At 66.4% G+C, this 18,684-nt stretch carries 20 protein-coding genes; 14 read left to right on the plus strand and 6 right to left on the minus strand.

Annotation, left to right across the window (positions count from 1 at the left end):
- The first annotated feature begins 341 nt into the window (after positions 1 to 341).
- The 4 genes from G0A00_RS05710 to G0A00_RS05725 are packed head-to-tail and all read left to right on the plus strand — an operon-like array spanning position 342 to position 2,908.
- Complete coding sequence (locus G0A00_RS05710) at positions 342 to 1,073, plus strand: energy-coupling factor ABC transporter ATP-binding protein (RefSeq protein ID WP_164179260.1); 732 nt, start codon at positions 342 to 344, stop codon at positions 1,071 to 1,073.
- Positions 1,048 to 1,665, plus strand: coding sequence for a CbiQ family ECF transporter T component (locus G0A00_RS05715; protein WP_164179262.1), 618 nt, complete (start codon positions 1,048 to 1,050; stop codon positions 1,663 to 1,665). The genes G0A00_RS05710 and G0A00_RS05715 overlap by 26 nt, the downstream gene beginning before the upstream one ends.
- Before the next feature lie 12 nt (positions 1,666 to 1,677).
- Positions 1,678 to 2,220, plus strand: a complete 543-nt coding sequence (locus tag G0A00_RS05720; RefSeq protein ID WP_164179264.1) for a biotin transporter BioY — start codon at positions 1,678 to 1,680, stop codon at positions 2,218 to 2,220.
- Between the two features lie 7 nt (positions 2,221 to 2,227).
- Positions 2,228 to 2,908, plus strand: coding sequence for a nitroreductase (locus tag G0A00_RS05725; RefSeq protein WP_164179266.1), 681 nt, complete (start codon positions 2,228 to 2,230; stop codon positions 2,906 to 2,908).
- Here the strand turns inward: G0A00_RS05725 and G0A00_RS05730 are convergent.
- The 4 genes from G0A00_RS05730 to G0A00_RS05745 all read right to left on the minus strand — a co-directional run bounded on the left by G0A00_RS05730 (position 2,901) and on the right by G0A00_RS05745 (position 7,565).
- Complete coding sequence (locus G0A00_RS05730; protein WP_164179268.1) at positions 2,901 to 4,001, minus strand: thiolase family protein; 1,101 nt, start codon at positions 3,999 to 4,001, stop codon at positions 2,901 to 2,903. The genes G0A00_RS05725 and G0A00_RS05730 overlap by 8 nt on opposite strands.
- A complete protein-coding gene (locus G0A00_RS05735; protein WP_164179270.1) occupies positions 3,998 to 5,152 on the minus strand; it encodes an AMP-binding protein in 1,155 nt (384 codons plus the stop codon). The genes G0A00_RS05730 and G0A00_RS05735 overlap by 4 nt, the downstream gene beginning before the upstream one ends.
- 639 nt (positions 5,153 to 5,791) lie before the next feature.
- On the minus strand, positions 5,792 to 6,973 hold the full coding sequence (gene fdhA, locus G0A00_RS05740; protein ID WP_164179272.1) for a formaldehyde dehydrogenase, glutathione-independent: 1,182 nt from the start codon (positions 6,971 to 6,973) through the stop codon (positions 5,792 to 5,794).
- 235 nt (positions 6,974 to 7,208) lie between these two features.
- Positions 7,209 to 7,565, minus strand: coding sequence for a helix-turn-helix domain-containing protein (locus tag G0A00_RS05745; RefSeq protein ID WP_203595291.1), 357 nt, complete (start codon positions 7,563 to 7,565; stop codon positions 7,209 to 7,211).
- A 119-nt stretch (positions 7,566 to 7,684) separates the two neighbouring features.
- Here G0A00_RS05745 and G0A00_RS05750 point away from each other — a divergent pair, with 119 nt between their 5' ends.
- Entirely contained in the window at positions 7,685 to 8,098 is a 414-nt protein-coding gene (locus tag G0A00_RS05750; RefSeq protein ID WP_164179274.1) for a nuclear transport factor 2 family protein, read from the plus strand.
- A 204-nt stretch (positions 8,099 to 8,302) separates the two neighbouring features.
- Here G0A00_RS05750 and G0A00_RS05755 read toward each other — a convergent pair whose 3' ends face one another.
- Positions 8,303 to 8,890, minus strand: coding sequence for a TetR family transcriptional regulator (locus tag G0A00_RS05755; protein WP_164179276.1), 588 nt, complete (start codon positions 8,888 to 8,890; stop codon positions 8,303 to 8,305).
- Between the two features lie 130 nt (positions 8,891 to 9,020).
- On the opposite strand from G0A00_RS05755, the gene G0A00_RS05760 reads away from it, so the two are divergent.
- Positions 9,021 to 10,193: an efflux RND transporter periplasmic adaptor subunit gene (locus G0A00_RS05760; protein WP_164179278.1), complete on the plus strand. Its 1,173-nt coding sequence runs from the start codon at positions 9,021 to 9,023 to the stop codon at positions 10,191 to 10,193.
- A 2-nt stretch (positions 10,194 to 10,195) separates the two neighbouring features.
- Positions 10,196 to 13,327, plus strand: coding sequence for a multidrug efflux RND transporter permease subunit (locus G0A00_RS05765; protein ID WP_164179280.1), 3,132 nt, complete (start codon positions 10,196 to 10,198; stop codon positions 13,325 to 13,327).
- A gap of 197 nt (positions 13,328 to 13,524) precedes the next feature.
- Here G0A00_RS05765 and G0A00_RS05770 read toward each other — a convergent pair whose 3' ends face one another.
- The gene (locus G0A00_RS05770) at positions 13,525 to 14,208 is read right to left on the minus strand and encodes a helix-turn-helix transcriptional regulator (RefSeq protein WP_164179282.1); all 684 of its coding nucleotides are present in this window, start codon (positions 14,206 to 14,208) and stop codon (positions 13,525 to 13,527) included.
- Between the two features lie 73 nt (positions 14,209 to 14,281).
- Between G0A00_RS05770 and G0A00_RS05775 the strand changes: the two genes are divergently transcribed.
- From G0A00_RS05775 to G0A00_RS05805, 7 genes are all read left to right on the plus strand, one after another.
- Positions 14,282 to 14,605 carry an NIPSNAP family protein gene (locus G0A00_RS05775; RefSeq protein ID WP_164179284.1) on the plus strand — a complete coding sequence of 108 codons (324 nt, stop codon included), beginning with the start codon at positions 14,282 to 14,284 and terminating at the stop codon, positions 14,603 to 14,605.
- Positions 14,602 to 14,949 carry an antibiotic biosynthesis monooxygenase gene (locus G0A00_RS05780; protein WP_164179286.1) on the plus strand — a complete coding sequence of 116 codons (348 nt, stop codon included), beginning with the start codon at positions 14,602 to 14,604 and terminating at the stop codon, positions 14,947 to 14,949. Before G0A00_RS05775 ends, G0A00_RS05780 begins: the two co-directional genes overlap by 4 nt.
- A gap of 753 nt (positions 14,950 to 15,702) precedes the next feature.
- Entirely contained in the window at positions 15,703 to 16,140 is a 438-nt protein-coding gene (locus tag G0A00_RS05785; RefSeq protein ID WP_368667666.1) for a hypothetical protein, read from the plus strand.
- The gene (locus G0A00_RS05790) at positions 16,137 to 16,796 is read left to right on the plus strand and encodes a MotA/TolQ/ExbB proton channel family protein (RefSeq protein WP_164179288.1); all 660 of its coding nucleotides are present in this window, start codon (positions 16,137 to 16,139) and stop codon (positions 16,794 to 16,796) included. Before G0A00_RS05785 ends, G0A00_RS05790 begins: the two co-directional genes overlap by 4 nt.
- Entirely contained in the window at positions 16,789 to 17,184 is a 396-nt protein-coding gene (locus G0A00_RS05795; protein WP_235952909.1) for a biopolymer transporter ExbD, read from the plus strand. The genes G0A00_RS05790 and G0A00_RS05795 overlap by 8 nt, the downstream gene beginning before the upstream one ends.
- On the plus strand, positions 17,184 to 17,570 hold the full coding sequence (locus G0A00_RS05800; protein WP_164179290.1) for a biopolymer transporter ExbD: 387 nt from the start codon (positions 17,184 to 17,186) through the stop codon (positions 17,568 to 17,570). Before G0A00_RS05795 ends, G0A00_RS05800 begins: the two co-directional genes overlap by 1 nt.
- Positions 17,567 to 18,664 (plus strand): energy transducer TonB, encoded by a 1,098-nt coding sequence (locus G0A00_RS05805; RefSeq protein WP_164179292.1) that lies wholly within the window; start codon positions 17,567 to 17,569, stop codon positions 18,662 to 18,664. Before G0A00_RS05800 ends, G0A00_RS05805 begins: the two co-directional genes overlap by 4 nt.
- Positions 18,665 to 18,684: the final 20 nt, after the last annotated feature.

The following is an 18,684-nucleotide window of genomic DNA, read 5'->3' on the forward strand; positions in this document are numbered from 1 at the left end:
CCCTCCCTAAAACGCGGCGTATATGAGCGAATTTGTGAAGTTAAGAGAGCCGCAGTCACTGTTTGGTTAGGTGAAGTGCATATCTGCACAGGTTTTTGTGCGCTCTGGCTGCAATTGACGAAGGTCTTCGGTCTTGATGCCCGTGAGACGCTTGAGAAACAGAACCCAAGGCAGCGGCGGGCCGCGCGCGGCCTGAGACCCGGGTTGGGCCGCACGCTGCGCGGCGCGTCCGCCTTGAACGCTGCGTTGATGCGAGCGCCCGATCGCGTCACCCGCGAAGGGATTGCATCGGGACCGCCGCGCGTCGTACCCCGTGCCAACGCCTGCTCGCAGGCGGCAGAATGCAGAAGGACGCGCGGGTGCTGCAGCTCAGGAACATCTCGGTGAAGCTTGGCGGCGCGCAGGCGCTGCGGCAGATCTCTCTGACTGCGCAGGAGCCGCGCATCGGCATCGTCGGGCGCAATGGCTCTGGCAAGACCACGCTGGCGCGGGTGATCGCCGGTCTGCAAGCCCCCGACGTGGGCAGCGCCGAGATCGACGGTCGCGACATGGCACGCGACCGCAAGGCCGCGCTGCGCTCGGTCGGCATCCTTTTCCAGAACCCCGACCATCAGATCATCTTTCCCACCGTCGAGGAGGAGATTTCCTTCGGTCTCGTGCAACTCGGTCGGACCCGTGCCGAGTCGGCGGCGGAGGTGCAGACCATCCTCGCCCATTTTGGCAAAACGCATTGGGCGTCCGCACCGACCCACGGGCTTTCGCAGGGGCAGAAACAGCTGGTGTGCCTGATGGCGGTGCTGGCGATGCAGCCTGCGCTGATCGTGCTCGACGAACCCTATTCCGGGCTCGACATCCCCACCCGTATGCAGCTGATGCGCTACGTCGATGCGGTCGAGGCGCGCATCCTGCACATCACCCACGACCCAGAGAGCGTGCGCCACTACGACCGGGTGATCTGGATCGACGAGGGCGCGATCCGCGCCGACGGCGCGGCGGGCGAGGTGCTCGGACAGTTCGAGGCGCAGATGCGGCAATGGGGAGGGCGCGATGATCTCTCTGACCTCGCCGGTTGAAACCTGGGCGCATCATGTGCCAGCGGGTCTGAAACTCGCGGCGCTGTCGCTGGCCACCGTCGGGATGTTTGCGCTGCAGGATCCGTGGCAACTGGCGTTGGCGCTGGTCGCAGTGGTGGCGCTGATCCTCTCTGGCGGCGTAAAGTTTGCCGCCGGGGCCGCGCGCAGCCTGCGTATCCTGCTGCCCTTCCTCGGGCTGATTGCGGTCTGGCATCTGGTCACCGGGCAGCTTGCCGAGGGGCTCGCCGTCGCCCTGCGCCTGCTGGCCGCGCTGAGCCTCGCGAATTTTGTCACCATGACCACGCGGCTCACCGACATGGTTGCCGTCGCAGCTTGGCTGCTGACCCCCTTCCGCCGCTTCGGGCTCTCGACCCGTGCGCTGGAACTCTCTGTCGCGCTGGTGGTCCGTTTCACCCCCTCTATCGCGCGCAAGGGCGGGCTGCTGACCGAAGCGTGGCGCGCCCGGTCTTCGCGCCGCGCCGGATGGCAAGTGGTCATGCCCCTTGCGGCGCTGGCCATTGATGATGCAGAACATGTCGCCGAGGCGCTGCGCGCCCGGGGCGGTGTCGAGCCGCCCGACACGACCGGATAGGAGGATCCGCCTTTGGAACGCAATCTCACCCATGTCGCGCTTTTTGCCGCGCTCATCGCCGGGCTCGGGCTGATCCCGAAGTTCACCCTCGCCTTCGGCGTGCCGATCACCGCGCAGACGCTGGGCGTGATGCTGGCAGGCACCGTGCTGGGCGCGAAACGCGGCGCGCTGGCCTGTCTGCTGTTCATCGCGCTGGTGGCACTCGGTCTGCCTCTGCTGGCCGGTGGCCGCGGCGGTCTTGGCGTCTTTGCCTCGCCGACAGTGGGCTTTCTCGTCGGCTGGCCCTTTGCCGCCTTCGTCACCGGCTTCATCGTCGAACGCTGGCGCGGCAACCTCGCGTTGGTGGGATCCGTCGCCTCGGTGATCGGCGGCATCCTCGTGCTCTATGTCTTTGGCGTCATCGGCATGTCCGTCACCCTTGGCAAGACCATCCCCGAGGCAACGCTGCTGGTCACCGCCTTCATCCCCGGCGACCTGATCAAGGCGGTTCTGGCGGGGCTCATCACCTCGGCGCTGGCCCGCTCGCGCCCCGCGAGCGTGCTGTCGCGCGGGTGATCTCGCTATGAGCCTGTCGCCGGCGGAGCAGCTGCTGTTCGCGCGCCGCTCCGCCCGCGCCTTCCTCAAAGACCCCGTGCCGCGCGCTGATCTCGAGCGGATTCTGCGCGCGGCACGTTCGGCACCAAGCGGCGCCAACCTGCAGCCCGGACGGTTCCATGCCTTGACGGGCGCTCCACTGGCCGACCTGAGTGCTGCGCTGCTCGGGGCCATCGACGCGGGCCGACCGCAGGTCGCGCAATACTCCTATTTCCCGCAGCCTATGCCAGCCGAGCTGAAGGCCAAGCAGCGCGCTGCGGGCTATGCGCTCTACGCCGCGCTGGGGATCGAGCGGCGCGACCTCGAAGGCCGACGCGCCCAGTTTACCCGCAACTACGGCTTCTTCGGCGCCCCCGTCGGCATTGTCGTGACCATCCGCCCGGACATGGGCAAAGGCTGTTTTATGGACCTCGGTATGGCGCTGATGGCGCTGATGGTCGCAGCGCAGGGCATGGGCTACGCCACCTGCGGCATCGGCGCCTTGGCCAATCACGCCGATGTCGCTCATACCCATCTCGAGCTCGGCGATGACGAGCTGGTGGTCTGCGGCATGGCGCTGGGACGGGCCGACCCCAAGGCTCCGGCGAATAAGGTCGAGACCGCCCGCGACCCGCTCGACGCCTTCGCCACCCTGCGCGGTTTCAGCTAGAGAGCAGCACCGCCGTCCCGAGCCCGCCCGCGGCTGCGATTGTGGCAAGCCCGGTGCCGCCTCGCGCCTGCAACTCGTGGAACAGCCGCACCGCGTTGATCGCCCCCGAGGCCCCCACCGGGTGACCGCGCGCCAGTCCCCCGCCCCCGGGGTTGACGATGTCGGGACCAAGTCCCGCCCCCTCGACACAGGCGATGGCCTGCACGGCATAGGCCTCCATCACCTCGGCAACGCCGAGGTCCTCCGCCCGCAGGCCCGCCTGTTCGAGCACAGCCCGGATCGCCGCGACCGGCGCAAGGCCGGGCCGATCGGGCCGCCCGCCCAGCGTCAGCCCGCCACGGTAGCGAACGCCCTGACGCCCGAGCCGCGCCGCCACCCGCTCCGAGACCATCACGCACAGCGCCGCCCCGTCTGCCGCCACGGCGGCATTGGCCGCGGTGACCGATCCCGAAAGCACCGGCGCCCGTGCCACGAGCCGCGGCGAGAGCGCCCGCGTGAAGGCATCGCGGGCCAGCCCCGCCAGCGGTACGATCTCGCCCGAGAGATCCGCCGCCAGTGCCTTGCGATGGCTGCCGATGGCCCAGTCATCCTGCGCGGCGCGCGAAACGCCACCTTCCTGCCCCAGCGCGTCGGCGGCGACGTCCATTTCTGGGTCCTGCTCCGACCAAGGGGTGAACGGCGGGCGGTCGTAGGGCATGGGCGCGCCGCCGTCGGGGTCCGTGCGCAGCCGCAGCGGACGGCGCGAATAGGATTCCACCCCGCCCGCGATCACCACCTCCGCCTGCCCAGCGGCGATCATCGCGGCGCCGACCACCAGCGCGTCGAGCCCGCCGCAGCACTGCCGGTCAAGGGTCAGCCCGGCCACCCGTTCTGGCAGACCGGCCGCCAGCGCCACCAGCCGCGCTGGATTGCCGCCCGCGCCAAGCGCATTGCCCAGAACCAGCTCGTCGACCTCTTCGACCGCCAGCCCCGCCGCTGCGAGCGCGGCGCGCAGCACCGGAGCCGCCAACTCGTGCGTTTCGAGCCGCGACAGCGCCCCGCCGCGCGGTGCAACGGGCGAACGCAGCGCAGAGAGGATCCGCGCGCCGCTCATTCCCCTTCCTCCAGCCGCCGCGCGATCTCTCGCAGGTCCGGCTTGCCCGAGACGGTGAGAGGAAAATCCGCCATGCCGATCACCCGTCGCGGCGCGGCAAGCGCGCCAAAGCTTTCGCGGCAGCGCGCCAGCAGCCGCGCGCCGCTCTGCGCGTCGCAAAGCCCCGAGATCACCGCCACCAGATGCACCCCCCGCCGCGGGTCCGGGCGCGGCACCACGGCACAATGGCCAATGGTGGGATCGCAGAGCAGCAGCGCCTCGATGTCCTCGGGAAAGACATTCTGGTCGGCAATGGTCACCATCCGGCTGCGCCGCCCGGCCACCGTCAACTGCCCTTCTGCATCCAGCCGCCCCATCTCGCCCACGGTGAGAAAGCCCTCATCCCAACGGGTGTCGGTGCTGGCGCCTTCGGTGTAACCCTCAAAGAGATAAGGGCTGCGCACCCAGATCTCGCCGTACTCGCCCTCGGGCGCATCAATGCGGATCTCGACTCCGGGATAGGCCCGGCCCACCGCTCCCACGGGCGTCGAGGCGTCGCCCCAGCCGATAAAGCTGGTCTCGGCGGCGCCGTAGAATTCGCGCGCCTCGGCCTGCGGGCAAAGCGTCGCCAGCCGCGCGCGCAGCCCCTCGGGCATCCGGCCGCCCCCACAGAGGATGTGCCGCAGCGAGGGCAGCGGCACCCCAGCCTCGCAGAGCAGCCGCAGCTGCGTCGGCGTGGCATAGAGAAGGGAGGCCCCGGCCTCGCGCAGCGCCGCGGCCTGACGGGCGGGCCGCAGGTCGGAGAGGCACAGCAGATCCGCGCCGAGCCAGGCCGCCTCGGCAATGGCATAGAGCGCCAGCGAATGCTGCGGCGCGCCCAGCACAGCGTAGGTGTCAGACGGCGAGAGGCCGAGTTCCCCGGCGTTCACCCGGAAACTCGCGATCCAGGAGGCATGGGTCCGGCGGATCGTCTTGGCGGCGCCCGTGGTCCCCGACGAGCGACTTTGCAGGATCCCGCGCGCGCTGTGCGGCAGCGCGGAAAGTCCCTCGGCGCCGATGGTGAACCCCGCGCCCATGCGCAGCGCCGCGCAGAGATCGCACAGCAGCGGGTCGCTCTCCGTCCCGCGCAGCAGCCGGCAGTCGGGATGCCAATGGAACGTGGCGTCGCTCACCTAAATCGTCCTTCGGGTTGCAGCAGTCCCAGCCCTTTTCGCCAAAGATGCGCTTGGACGCAAAGCGCAAGTTCGCAGGCTGAAAGAAAGGGCCCACCGCACGAAAGCGATCTGTTGCCATGTCTGGCCGTATGAACAGATGTCTCGGACGGGGATCTCTTCAGCATTGCCCGTTTGGAAAGCCCTTCGTTTTAAGGGCTCCAGGATTCCCGCCGGCCTCGCATTCCCACATTCTGCGCAGACCTTTTTCAACATCGAAAATTCGAGAAATTTCTCTCCTGACAAAAATAGCGACATTTCAGGTTGTTACAGCCTTCATGGCCACCGCCTCGCGGGAGCCTAGAAGCCGCATTTTGGCACTCTTAACGTCGTGTCGTGCGGCAAGCGTAAGGCGGCTTGTCAGCCCGCAGTATTCGGAGGTTCCTGAGCGTAGCAATCGGCTGCTAGACGCAGGGTGGATGGCGGCGGTACGGCTTCCGCTTCAGACGATGGGAACCAATGTCCTTGCCCCGCCCCTTGTGTCAGAGCGTGCCGCTGTGCCGCTCCTGGCACGAGCGGCAGCAATTGGGCTGAAACCCAACATCCAAGCGAAAGACCCGAGGTGACCGCCGTGCCTGGGCAGCGGCGGTCGGCTGGTGGTCAGGACGCGAGCATACCGTGCGGATCGAGGACGAACTTCTTCGCAACACCGCTATCGAAGCTCTTGTACCCCTCGGCAGCCTGGTCCAACGGCATGATCGTTGCATTGACGATGTCCGCGATCGGCAGGCGGTCGTGCAGGATCGCCTGCATAAGCTGACGGTTGTATTTCAGCACGGGCGTTTGACCGGTGTGGAAGCTCTGCGCCTTCGCCCACCCCAGGCCAAACCGCATCGACAGGTTGCCGGATTTCGCCGCGTCGTCCACCGCACCGGGATCCTCGGTGACATATAGACCGGGAATGCCGATGCCACCCGCTACGCGGGTGATTTCCATCATCTGGTTCAGAACGATGGCCGGTTGCTCTCCACCCGAATGACCGCGCGCCTCAAAGCCGACTGCGTCGATCGCCGCGTCGACCTCGGGTGAGCCCGTGATTTCCGCGATCATCTCCGGCAGGTTATCGCCCTTGGAAAGGTCGACCGGGGTGAAGCCGACCTTGGCCGCGTGGTCGAGCCGCTCTTTGTTGAAATCGCCGATCATCACCACGGCGGCGCCAAGGATCCGCGCCGAAGCCGCCGCAGCAAGGCCGACGGGGCCAGCGCCCGCAACATAGACGATAGAGCCAACGCCGACACCCGCCTGCAGGGCTCCGTGGAAACCGGTCGGAAGGATGTCCGACAGCATGGTCAGGTCGCGGATCTTCGCCAGCGCCTGATCGCGGTCGGGAAACTTCAGCAAATTGAAGTCCGCATAGGGCACGGTGACATAGCGGGCCTGGCCTCCGATCCAGCCCCCCATGTCGACGTAGCCATAGGCTCCGCCCGCGCGCTCGGGATTCACCGTCAGGCAGACGCCCGTGTCCCCCTCGCGGCAGCAACGGCAGCGACCGCAGGCCACGTTGAAGGGAACCGAGACGACATCGCCGACTTGCAGCATTTCCACGTCGGACCCGATCTCGATCACCTCGCCGGTGATCTCGTGGCCCAGAACCAAGCCCGGCTGGGCGGTCGTGCGTCCGCGCACCATGTGCTGGTCGGAGCCGCAGATGTTGGTCGAGATGACCTTCAGGATGACCGCGTGCTCTAGTTTGCGCCCGTCCGGGGCCTGGAGCTTCGGATCGTCGATCTTCTGAACCTCGACAGATCCCGGACCAGTGTAAACAACACCGATATTGCTCATGTGCGTCTCCTCCATAGATCTTGCACAGGCGAGGCGCCGCATGTCGGCATACCAAGGGACGCAGGGCCTCATTCGCAGGATGCTAGCCTTGGCGAGTTGGATCACATGGCGGGAAACGACGTTGCCACGAACGCCAGCGACAGAACGATTTTCGATGACTTGTCTGGTCAGAGCCACCCTGAGCTGCCGGTCGCACTAGGCCCTGGACCCAGCCCTTTCCTGCCGTTCGCCTGACCTAAGCATTCCTTTCAGAGGCCGATGGCGCCATGATCGCGCTGACCTGCTCCCGGTTTTCCGTGCCCCATTCGCACAGGGGGACCAGCGCCTTGACGAGGGTCTCGCCGAAGGGCGTCAGCGCATAGTCAACCACGGGCGGGACGCAATGATGATCGCGCCGCTGCAGGACCTTCATCTCGACCAGATCGCGCAGCTGCTGGATCAGCACCTTTTCACTGATCCCGCCGACGCGCCGCCGGATCTCGGAGAAGCGGGTGGGCCCGCTCTGGACATGAAAGAGGATCAGCGGCTTCCATTTGCCGCCGATGACGGCCAGCGCCACATCCAGACCGCAGGGCGTGTTCATTCGGTCCATGTCAATTTCACCCTTACCTTTTGGTAGGTTCTACCATTCAGGTAACCACGTGTCTACTTGGATGCCATGGCCACGGCCATTTGCGAAACACCATGCCCTGTTCGGGAAAGGCACCCAAGATGACGGATCACAAGAACACCATCGAGACGCTCTACACGTCGGCCGAGGCGGCCACCCTCGACATCGAGACCTTCGTGTCCTGCTTCGGACAGGACGGCTACGCCCGCGACATTCCCAGCCAGAGGGAGTTTCGCGGCTCCGATATCGCGCTCGTCGCAAGCGGGATGGCCGAAGCCTTCCCCGACATCCACCGGGAGCTTTTCAGCATCGACGTGTCGGGCGATACAGTCGTCGTCGAACTGGCCATCCGTGGCACGCATCGCGGCACGCTGATGACGCCCGAGGGACCCCTTGCGGCAACCGGCAAGGTCATCGACGTCCCTTGCTGCGATGTCTTCAGGATGAAGGACGGGAAAGTCGCGGCCTTTCACTGCTACAACGCGTCTCCGATCATGCAGCAGCAGCTGAGTTGACACATCATACCAAGGCTGCCCGAGAGGCAGCTTTGGCTCCACACGGTCATTCGCCTTGGCTCGCGAAAGCGACGGCGCAGCGGAGCTTCCTGTCTTCGCCGCGGATGCGTGCGCGCCCCCTGAGCAACCGCGCCTCTGTCCATGGCCCGGCCTACGACCGCCGGCAGAGGGGGCTGGGCCGAATGCCCCCCCCAGCCCAGTGCCTCATTCCCGCGGCGGCCCGACGAGCCTGTCATAGAGGGCCAGAAGAGCCCTCTGCGCCTTGTCCCGTTCCAGCATCGAGAGGCCGCGCAGGCTGACCATGCCGAAGGCCATCGCCAGCAACTGATCCGCAGCGTCTTCGATATCGAGTTCCCGCGGCACGTCGCCCTGGCTTTGGCCGTTGCGCAGAAGCTCGGTCATCATGCCGCGCCAGACGCTGATGGACCCGACCAGCGCCTCCCGGACGCGGCTGTGCATGTGGGACGCGGCCAGCGCATCGCGCCAGAGCCGCTCGCTGATATCGTCCGCAGGGTGACCTTCGGCACCGAGCAACAGGGCGCATTTGTCCCGCGTCGTGGTGGCGGGTATCCTGTCGCGGAGTTCCTCGAACATCCGCGCCCAGACCGCTCCGAGGGCTTCGGCCCGCAATGCATCGGCCGAGGAGAAGTGATGGTGGATCTGTCCCGGTGAGGCCCCCATCTCTCGCGCGACGGCCCGCACGGTGGCCGCCTCGAAGCCTTCTCGGGTGATCAGGGCGACCGCGGCCTGCACGATCGCGGCCCGGCGGTCGTCCTTGTTCAAATAGCTCATCTTCTGTGGCCTCCGCCCTCAAAAACACCCCTTGATCATGCGGTCTAGCGCAGTTATGGACGCGCGTCCAATTTGGACATGCGTCCAAATACGAGAACCTGCCCAGAGCAGCTTCAACATCTGGTGAGATATGAAACGCGTTACGATCGCCGCGGCCCTTCTGCTGCCGCTCATGGGCCTTTCCGGCTGCAAGGAAGAAGAGAATGGCACCGCTGCGGCACAGCCCGCACCGCCGCCACCGGAAGTGGGGGTGGTGACTCTGCAAGCCGAGGACCTGCCGGTCGCCTCCGACCTGCCGGGGCGCATCGCGGCAACCCGGATCGCCGAGGTCCGGGCGCGGGTCGACGGCATCGTGGAGAGCCGGGTCTTCACTCAGGGTGGCAGGGTCGAGGCGGGCGACGAGCTCTTCCACATTGACCCGGCCCCCTACCAGATCGCCGTTGAGGCGGCGCAGGCCGGTGTCGCGCGCGCCGAGGCGGCGCTTGACGAGGCGAGCCATGCGGCGACCCGGATCGAGACTCTCACTGCCAGCAACGCCTCCTCGCGCGCGCAGCTCGACAGTGCGCGGGCCGCGCAGCTGACCGCGGAAGCCGAGCTTGCGGTGGCGCGCTCCGAGTTGCACGCGGCAGAGCTTGACCTGAGCTACACCCGTGTCACCGCTCCGATTTCCGGCGTGATCGGGCGTGCTTTCGTGACCGAGGGCGCCTTGGTACAGGCCAGCGGGACCGAGGTGCTGACGACCGTTCAGTCGCTCGATCCGGTCTATGCCGATATCGTCCAGCCGGTGTCGGAACTGATGCGCCTGCGCCGCGCCATGGCGGATGGAACCCTCAGCCAGATGGCGCCCGGCGTGGCCCGCGTGCGGCTGTTCCTCGACGACGGCACGGAATACGCCACCGCGGGTCAGCTGCTCTTCTCCGAGGCCACGGTCGAAGAGACCTCCGGGCAGGTGACGCTGCGCGCCGAGTTCCCCAACCCGGATGGCGTGCTGCTGCCGGGCATGTTCGTCCGCGTGGCCGTCGACATGGCACTGGACGGGGATGCTGTCGCGGTGCCCTCTCAGGCCGTGACCCGCGACGCGGCGGGCGCGGCGCTGGTCTGGGTCGTCGACGGCACGCAGAAGGCCGAGCAGCGCAAGGTCACGATCGACCGCCCCGAGGGCAACCGGCTGGTGATCGACAGCGGTCTTGCCCCCGGCGAGACGGTCATCGTGGACGGACTGCAGAAGGTGGCGCCGGGTGCGCCCGTGGCGCCCGTCCCATGGAGTGATCCCACGGCGGCCGCTTCCCGGGCGCGGGGCTGATCATGGCACGCTATTTCATCGACAACCCGGTCCTTGCTTGGGTCATCGCGATCTTCATCCTGCTGGCGGGCCTGCTGGCGCTGCCGAACCTGCCGGTATCGCAATATCCCAATGTCGCCCCGCCGCAGGTGACCATCACCACCACCTTCCCCGGCGCGGCCCCCGAGGACCTCTACGGACAAGTGACCCAGCCCATCGAGCAAGAGCTCAATGGCATCGCCGGGCTGATGTATTACGAGTCCACCTCCGAGGCGACCGGCAGCGTCACGATCAATGCCGTCTTTGAGTCCGGCACCGAGGTGTCGCAGGCGGTGGTCGACATCCAGAACCGCATCAAGCGGGTTGAGACGCGCCTGCCCGCGCAGGTGCAGCAGCAGGGCATCCTGGTGGACGAGGCCGCGACATCCTTTCTGATGATGGTCGCCCTGACCGCCGACGAGAAGGCCGGGATGGATGCTGTGGCGCTTGGCGATTTCATGTCGCGCAACGTGCTGAACGACCTGCGCCGAGTGGAAGGCGTCGGCAGCACGACGCTCTTTGCCTCCGAGCGGGCGCTGCGGATCTGGGTCGATCCCGACAAGCTGGTCGGGCTGAACCTGACCATGACCGACATCACCGCCGCCATCACGGCGCAGAACGCGCAGGTGGCCGCGGGCTCGGTCGGGGCCGATCCCAACCCCGCGGGCCAGCAGGTGCAGGCGTCGCTGCTGGTGACCGGCCAGCTGAGCACGCCCGAGGCTTTCGGCAACATCGTGCTGCGCGCGCGGCAGGATGGGGCGCTGGTCCGGCTTTCCGACGTGGCGCGGGTGGAGATCGACGCGCAGAGCTACGCGCTGAGCACCTTCCTGAACGGCAAGCCGACCGCCGCTGTCGGCATCCAGCTGTCTTCCACCGGCAATGCGCTGGCCACAGCCGAAGGCGTGCGCGCCGCGATGGAGGGCCTGAAGCCGCTCTTCCCGGAGGGCGTCGACTACGCGATCCCCTATGACACCACCCCCTTCGTCGAGGCCTCCATCGAGAAGGTCGTCCACACGCTAATCGAGGCGGTGGTGCTGGTCTTCCTCGTGATGCTGTTGTTCCTGCAGAACCTGCGGGTGACGCTGATCCCGACCATCGTGGTGCCGATCGCGCTGGCGGGCACACTGGCGGTGATGCTGGCGACGGGCTTCTCGGTCAACGTGCTGACCATGTTCGCCATGGTGCTGGCCATCGGCATCCTCGTCGACGACGCCATCGTGGTCGTCGAGAACGTCGAGCGCATCATGTCCGAAGAGGGGCTGTCCGCGCCGGAGGCCTCGAAGAAGGCGATGAAGCAGATCTCCGGCGCCATCATCGGCATCACGCTGGCGCTGATGGCGGTCTTCGTGCCGCTGGCCTTCTTCCCCGGCTCCATGGGGGTGATCTACCGCCAGTTCTCGGTCACCATGGTCGTGTCGATCGCGTTCTCCGCCTTCCTCGCGCTGTCGCTGACGCCGGCGCTCTGCGCCACTCTGCTGAAGCCGGTTTCGGCCGGGCATCACCACGAGAAACGCGGCTTCTTCGGCTGGTTCAACCGCGCCTTCACGCGCACCTCGAACCGCTACGGGCGGCTGGTCGGCGGCCTCACCCGCCGCGCGGGCGCGATGATGATGCTCTACGTGGTGCTCGTCGCGGGGCTGGGATGGTCCTACACCAAGATCCCCACCAGCTTCCTGCCGCAGGAGGATCAGGGCTTCCTCTTCACCAACATCCAGGGGCCGGCCAACGCGACCTCCAACCGTCTGCGTGCATCGGCAGCGCAGGTCGAAGCCCTGACCGCCGCCGAGGACGCGGTGGACAGCACGATCGTGGTGCAGGGCTATTCCTTCTCGGGTCAGGGCGCCAATGCCGCCGTTGCCTTCATCACCCTCAAGGACTGGTCCGAGCGCGGGCCGGAGGACAGCGCCGATGCCATCGTGGGGCGAATGAACGGCGGGCTTGCGCAGATCCGCGACGCCAGCGCCTTTGCCCTGTCGCCGCCGCCGATCCTGGGCTTGGGCAACTCGGCGGGCTTCTCCTTCCGGCTGCAGGATCGCGCCAACCGCGGCGATGCCGTCCTGCGCGAGGCCGCAGGTCAGCTCCTGGCTGGCGCCGCCGCCAGCCCGGTGATCGCCATGGCCTATCCCGAGGGCCTGCCGCCCGCACCGCAGCTGCGCCTCGATGTCGACCGCGAGAAGGCCAATGCCTTCGGGGTCAGCTTCGAGGATGTGAACACCACGATCTCGGCAGCGCTCGGCTCGGCCTATGTCAACGACTTCCCCAACATGGGGCGCATGCAGCAGGTCATCGTGCAGGCCGAACAGCGCTCCCGCATGACGGTTGAGGAGGTGCTGAAGCTGAACGTCCGCAACAGCCTTGGTGGCATGGTGCCACTGTCCTCCTTCGCCTCGGCGGAATGGACGATGGGCCCGACGCAGCTGGTCGGCTACAACGGTTATCCGTCGATGCGGATCTCGGGCGTTGCCGCGCCCGGATACTCCTCCGGGGATGCGATTGCCGAGATGGAACGCCTCGCCGGGGAGCTGCCGCGCGGCTTCACCTACGAATGGACGGGGCAATCCCTGCAGGAGATCAAGGCTGGTTCCCTCGCACCGCTCCTCGTGGGGCTGGCGATCCTCTGCGTCTTCCTCTGCCTTGCCGGGCTCTACGGCAGCTGGTCGATCCCGCTGTCGGTGATGCTGATCGTGCCGATGGGCGTCATCGGCTCGGTCGCGGCGGTGACCCTGACGGGACTGGCGAACGACGTCTTCTTCCTTGTCGGGCTGATCACCATCGTGGGCCTCTCGGCCAAGAACGCGATCCTGATCGTCGAGGTGGCGAAGGACCTGATGAGCGACGGAATGAGCCTGAACGAGGCGACGATCACGGCCTGCCGCCTGCGGTTCCGCCCGATCCTGATGACGTCCCTGGCCTTCACCATGGGGGTGGTGCCGATGGCGATCGCCAAGGGCGCCAGCGCGGCCAGTCAGAACGCTATCGGTATCAACGTGGTGGGCGGGATGCTGTCGGCGACGGTGCTGGGGGTGATCTTCGTCCCGGTGTTCTTCACCGTGGTCATGCGCCTCTTCCGGAAGCGCAAGGCGCCCGCCGCAGTGGCAACCGTCCCCGCGGAGTGAACCACCCGGCCCCGACGCGCGTCGTCGGGGCCGGTTCATCGCGGCGGCCGTTCCCCTGCGCGGGCGTGCAGCGAAGAATTTGGCGCTTCCGCCAAGGGCACGGAGCGGGGCTTGCGGCGAAGCGGCGCCGACTGACAAGACTGCGGATAATCCCGCAGTTCATCCCTTGCTTGCTTTTGCGCAATCCTTAACGGTTCTCAGGTCACCGGAAAGAGTTTGTTGAACTCCTCCGCTCCACTCCGAGAGAAGGTCACGATCCGAGTCTTCTGGTCCCGCTTCGCCCAGGACAACTCCTCGAACCGACCGAGGAATCCGCGCCCCAGGCTGCCCGCCAGATGCGACCGCCGTTCACTCCAATCGAGGCATTCTCGACAAACCGGCGCGCGCGCCTTGCGCAGGCCAGCTACGTCGATGCCAAATTCAGCGGAGAATGACGCTCCATTTTCGGTCAGTCTCAGATCGTCACCATCAAGAACCAGATATCCCTGCGCGATAAGGCTGTCGAACATCTGTGTGCCCATATCCCCGGCGAGATGGCTGTAGCAGACACGTGCCTGGCGCAGTTCCGCATCCCGCGGGCCGGTGCGTTTGCGCAAATGACCCGACCCCGCTGCGAGACCCATCAGACCTTCGATCACATGCGCAACCTCGTCACTGGCAAGCGCGAAATACTTGTGCCGTCCTTGTTTGCGAGGCCTCAACAAGCCGCCCTCTTCGAGCTTCGAGAGGTGCGAGCTGGCGGTCTGGATCATCACCCCTGCTTCTTCCGCCAGTTCGCTGACCGTCAGGGCTTTCCCGCTCATGAGCGCGGTCAGCATGTTCGCGCGGGCGGGATCACCGATCAATGCGGCTATACGCGCGATATCCGGACCTTCTTTCATAGTTCGATCTTGATCGAAGCATCCGCAGAAAGCAAACGGCTATTGTCGGAAAACACACTGCAAGGAGCCCATCATGCTGACCTGTGTTATCCGCTACCACATCGATCCAACAAAGAAGGCTCAATTCGAGGAGTATTCCCGCAATTGGGGGCAGGCAATCCCGCGCTGTGGTGCCGACCTGATCGGCTACTACGCCCCGCACGAGGGGTCATCCACGCTTGCTTACGGCATCTACAATGTCGCGAGCCTTGCAGACTACGAAGCCTACCGCGCGCGTCTTGCCGCCGACCCTCTCGGCCGCGAGAACTACGAGTTTGCCCAGAAAGAGAAGTTTCTGCTCCGGGAAGACAGGACCTGGCTCAAGCTCGCCTCCGCGCCGCACGGAGACGGCGCATGATCGCCGTCATTTTCGAGGTCAAACCGGCGGAGGGTCGCAAGGATGAGTACCTCGACATCGCTGCCGAGATGCGTCCGATGCTCGAGGATGTCGAAGGCTTCATCTCGGTCGAGCGGTTCCAGAGCCTCACCGATCCGCGCAAGATCTTGTCCCTGTCGTTCTTCGAGAATGAAGACGCGATCGCACGCTGGCGCAACCTCAATGCCCATCGAGGCGCACAAGCGAAGGGGCGCAGCGGGGTCTTCGATGACTACCGCCTGCGCATCGCGGGCGTGATCCGGGACTATGGTATGTTTGACCGGGCGCAAGCGCCGACCGATAGTCGAGAGGTGCACACGAAATGACGTCATCACGGATCTACCGTTACTGGCGCTTTCGTCAGTAAACCGCACATTCTCCACACCCGGACGGATGAGCAGGTTGGGCTCGAACCGGGCCTTCGCCGCGCAAAGTCTGAACGGCAGCTTCAGAAGCGTGCCACCATGCGGCTCTTGGGCGGCCCCCCTCGCGACCGAGAGGGCGGCCTCCGTGACCTCGCCGCCCACGGCCCGCGAAAGCGAGCTGATGCGCCTTCGTCAGGCTTTCCAGGAAAAACGGCGGGCATCGACTGAGCAGCGGCTCAGGAAGACCCCCCAACCCGGTTCGCGGTCGTGATCCAGGACAGCTGTGACATGTCGAAACGGACGCGGAAGTAGAGGCACTCCCAGCGCGCAGAAGTTGACGGTTCAAGAAGCGAAAGCAGCGCGTCGGCGAGACGATGCGGAGTTCCGTTGGTGGCGTGAACTATGCCAGCCTTCTCGACCTCATCTACAATCACCATGGAATTTCCGGTCCGATGGCGAAGGATGGTATCCACCGGCTTTCCCGGACTTGCCGAACTCAAACCGTGCTGCGCTCCGGAGTTCGAGAACCCGGCAGGTTCACCGCCATCGCGATAAGATGGGAAACATGCCAATTTCGTATTATTTTAGTCAGGTATTGAGCATTCCGCATGATCGTGACACACAGAGGGCAATTCGGAGTTAAACTTCCCCGTATTGCCAGCCTCGGGCATCCTTCGCCGGGCCAGCCATCCAAGGAAAAGTCAGGAGACCCAAGTGTTGCGTATTCTCCGCATGAGCGTGCCGCTTCTCGCGTTGCTGCCCCTGCCCCTTGCTGCCCAGACCGCCGACGCAGGCGATCCGGCTGATGGGCTGTCGATCGAACTCAACACGACCAAAAGCGTCGAACAGGGCTGCCAGCTGAGCTTTCTCATCCGCAATGGCCACGAGACCGACATCGACAGCGCCATCTACGAGACGGTGCTGCTCGACACCAACGGTCAGGTCGACCGGCTGACGCTGTTTGATTTCGGCGAATTGCCCGCGGGGCGCCCGCGTGTCCGGCAGTTCGTGGTTCCCGGCACGGGGTGTGACGGGCTGGGCCAGATTCTCATCAATGGCGCGAACCGCTGCGAAGCGGCTGGCGGCGAGTCGGACCTCTGCACCAAGGGGCTCGACCTGAAGTCGCGCAGCGACGTGGAGGTGATCGGATGATCGACATGGTTGTTGATGGCGTGCGTCGCATCGCCGAACTGGGCGGGCCGGTCGTGCTGCTGCTGGTCGCCGTCTCGCTGCTGACACTGGCAGTGGTATTCTACAAGCTCTGGCAGTTCGCCGCTTCCGGCGTCGGGCGTCACGCGGCGCTGCGCGAAGCGGTCAAGGCTTGGGACAATGGCGATCGCGCCGGGGCCCGTGAGGCGCTGAACCGCTCGCGCTCTTACCTGCGCCCGGTGATCGACATGGCCATGTCGGGCCAGAGCGATGCTGCCCGGCTCGAGGCCGAAGCCGAGACCCGTTTCGCACGGCTCGAGAAAGGCTTTCGCCTGCTCGACTCGGTGGCGCAGTTGGCGCCGCTTCTGGGTCTCTTTGGCACGGTGCTGGGGATGATCTCGGCGTTTCAGGCGCTGCAGGATGCGGGCAGTCAGGTCGATCCGTCGATCCTCGCGGGCGGCATCTGGGTGGCGCTGATGACCACCGCCGTCGGGCTTGTGGTCGCCATGCCCACCTCCGTGGTGCTGAGCTGGTTCGAGGCACGGATGGAATCCGAGCGTGTGCTGGCGGAACGCGCGGTGCACACCATCCTCTCGCCCAATGGCAGCCGCGACGCGCAGGTGCAGGCACAGGCGCAAGGGGCGCCGCGCCATGCGTAAGATGCGCCGGCGGCGGAAACTGTCGATGACCTCGCTCATCGACGTGATCTTCCTGCTGCTGCTGTTCTTCATGCTGACCTCGACCTTCACGCGCTTTGCCGAGGTGGAACTAGCCGCCGCCGGGTCGGGCGCTGCGGTCTCTGGCGAGACAAAGCCGCTGTTCCTGCAGCTCGGGGCCGAGGATTTGCGCCTCAACGGCACCGTGCTGACCTTGGAAGATTTGCCGGCAAAGCTCGACGAGACCCGCGGCGATATCGCCGAGGACGCCGAGCCCAAGCCGCTGATCGTGGCGCTGCGCGGCGAGGTCAATTCGCAACGGTTGACGGATCTGCTGGTCGTCCTGCGCGGCGTCAGCGGCTACCGCGCCATGGTTCTCGGAGCGTCATGATGCGCCGCAGAAAACAGAAATCCGAACGCGAGCCGACGATCGCGCTGATCAACATCGTGTTCCTGATGCTGGTGTTCTTCCTCGTCGCTGGCACCGTTGCCCGGCCGCTCGATCCCGATCTGAAGCTGGTTCACACCGCGGATCTGGAGGGCGCCGCGCCCGCCGACGCGCTGGTGCTGCATGCCGATGGCACGATGAGCGTTCAGGGCACACCGATCGAAGACAGCGCCGCCGCGCTTGAGATGCTCGGCGACGGGGCCAAGACGCTGGCGCGCATCGTGCCGGACCGCGATCTGCCCGCCGCCGATCTGATCCGTGTCGGGCGCGAATTGCGCGCCGCCGGAGCCGAGAAAGTGGTGATCGTCACCGAAAGGGGGCTGGAATGATCGCGTCGTCGCGCAAGGTGAAGATCGCCGCAGCGGTGCTCGCGCTTTCGGCGCATGGGGCAGCGGTTCTGGCGGTGATGCCGCCCAATGAGACCGCCGAGATGGAAGGCATGGCGGGCGGGACCGATCTCGCGCTCGGCACCGCTTTTGCCGACATGGCCGTGGGCACGCTCAGCAGCCAGCCCACCGAAGAGACCGCCGAGCCGATCACCCCCGAAAAGGTGACGCCAGAGCAGGTCGAGCCGGTGCCGCAGGCGCAGCCTGAAGCCATCACTGCGCAGCGCCCGGAGGCGCCGAGCCCTTCGGAGACCCCCGAGCCTGCGGAAGACATGACCGCCGCCCTGCCTGTGGTGCCGCCGCTCGAGGCGGAGCCGGTGGTGCCCGTCGCGCCCACAGAGCAGGCTGAGCCCGAAGAGTTGCCAGATACGCTGGAAGCCTTGCCTCCCGAGACCGTCACCCCGGCGGAGCCCGAGATCGCCGAGGCCACGCCGACCGAGCCGGAAACGCTGGAGCCCGAGCCGCAGGAGCCGGAGACGGTGGAGGCCACAGAACCTGAACCTGAGCCCGAAGCCACACCAGAAACCGAGGTCACCGAGGCCGCGCCACAAAGCTCTATGCGGCCGAAACCGCGCAGCCCGGACCTGGCCGAGCGCCAGCGCACCCCCGCTCCGCAGCCGCAACGCCAGCGCGAACCGGATCCCGAACCGCAGAGGCAGGCGCAGCAGCCGCAGGGCAATGCCGATCGCAACGCCGCAGCCGGGGCCGCCACGGGCCGCGCGGGCGGCAGTTCGGCCACGTCAGGCGGTGGCGGCCAGTCGCGCGAGGCGGGCAATGCGGCCGCCAGCAATTATCCCGGACAGGTGATGCGCAAACTCTCACGCGTGCCACGCCCGCGGATCAACGCCCGCGGCGCGGCGGTGATTGCCTTCCGCGTGTCGGGCGGTGGCGGGCTCGCCGGTGTCTCGGTGGCGCGGAGTTCTGGCTCTGCGGCGCTTGATCAGGCAGCCCTGCGGGTGGTGCGCAGCGCCGCGCCTTTCCCCTCGCCGCCCGCCGGGGCACAGACAAGCTTTACCGTGCAGATCAAGGGGCGGTAAGCACATCAGCGGCGCGGGGC

This window comes from Salipiger sp. PrR002 (genome assembly GCF_010500775.1).
Classification (GTDB): domain Bacteria; phylum Pseudomonadota; class Alphaproteobacteria; order Rhodobacterales; family Rhodobacteraceae; genus Salipiger.

Coding starts and splice junctions, on each gene's coding strand:
- G0A00_RS05800 (WP_164179290.1), top strand. CDS start 17,184: ATGCGCCGCAGAAAACAGAAATCCGAACGCGAGCCGACGATCGCGCTG.
- G0A00_RS05715 (WP_164179262.1), top strand. CDS start 1,048: ATGATCTCTCTGACCTCGCCGGTTGAAACCTGGGCGCATCATGTGCCA.
- G0A00_RS05725 (WP_164179266.1), top strand. CDS start 2,228: ATGAGCCTGTCGCCGGCGGAGCAGCTGCTGTTCGCGCGCCGCTCCGCC.
- G0A00_RS05795 (WP_235952909.1), top strand. CDS start 16,789: ATGCGTAAGATGCGCCGGCGGCGGAAACTGTCGATGACCTCGCTCATC.
- G0A00_RS05765 (WP_164179280.1), top strand. CDS start 10,196: ATGGCACGCTATTTCATCGACAACCCGGTCCTTGCTTGGGTCATCGCG.
- G0A00_RS05760 (WP_164179278.1), top strand. CDS start 9,021: ATGAAACGCGTTACGATCGCCGCGGCCCTTCTGCTGCCGCTCATGGGC.
- G0A00_RS05805 (WP_164179292.1), top strand. CDS start 17,567: ATGATCGCGTCGTCGCGCAAGGTGAAGATCGCCGCAGCGGTGCTCGCG.
- G0A00_RS05780 (WP_164179286.1), top strand. CDS start 14,602: ATGATCGCCGTCATTTTCGAGGTCAAACCGGCGGAGGGTCGCAAGGAT.
- G0A00_RS05790 (WP_164179288.1), top strand. CDS start 16,137: ATGATCGACATGGTTGTTGATGGCGTGCGTCGCATCGCCGAACTGGGC.
- G0A00_RS05770 (WP_164179282.1), bottom strand. CDS start 14,208: ATGAAAGAAGGTCCGGATATCGCGCGTATAGCCGCATTGATCGGTGAT.
- fdhA (WP_164179272.1), bottom strand. CDS start 6,973: ATGAGCAATATCGGTGTTGTTTACACTGGTCCGGGATCTGTCGAGGTT.
- G0A00_RS05755 (WP_164179276.1), bottom strand. CDS start 8,890: ATGAGCTATTTGAACAAGGACGACCGCCGGGCCGCGATCGTGCAGGCC.
- G0A00_RS05750 (WP_164179274.1), top strand. CDS start 7,685: ATGACGGATCACAAGAACACCATCGAGACGCTCTACACGTCGGCCGAG.
- G0A00_RS05710 (WP_164179260.1), top strand. CDS start 342: ATGCAGAAGGACGCGCGGGTGCTGCAGCTCAGGAACATCTCGGTGAAG.
- G0A00_RS05745 (WP_203595291.1), bottom strand. CDS start 7,565: ATGGACCGAATGAACACGCCCTGCGGTCTGGATGTGGCGCTGGCCGTC.
- G0A00_RS05730 (WP_164179268.1), bottom strand. CDS start 4,001: ATGAGCGGCGCGCGGATCCTCTCTGCGCTGCGTTCGCCCGTTGCACCG.
- G0A00_RS05775 (WP_164179284.1), top strand. CDS start 14,282: ATGCTGACCTGTGTTATCCGCTACCACATCGATCCAACAAAGAAGGCT.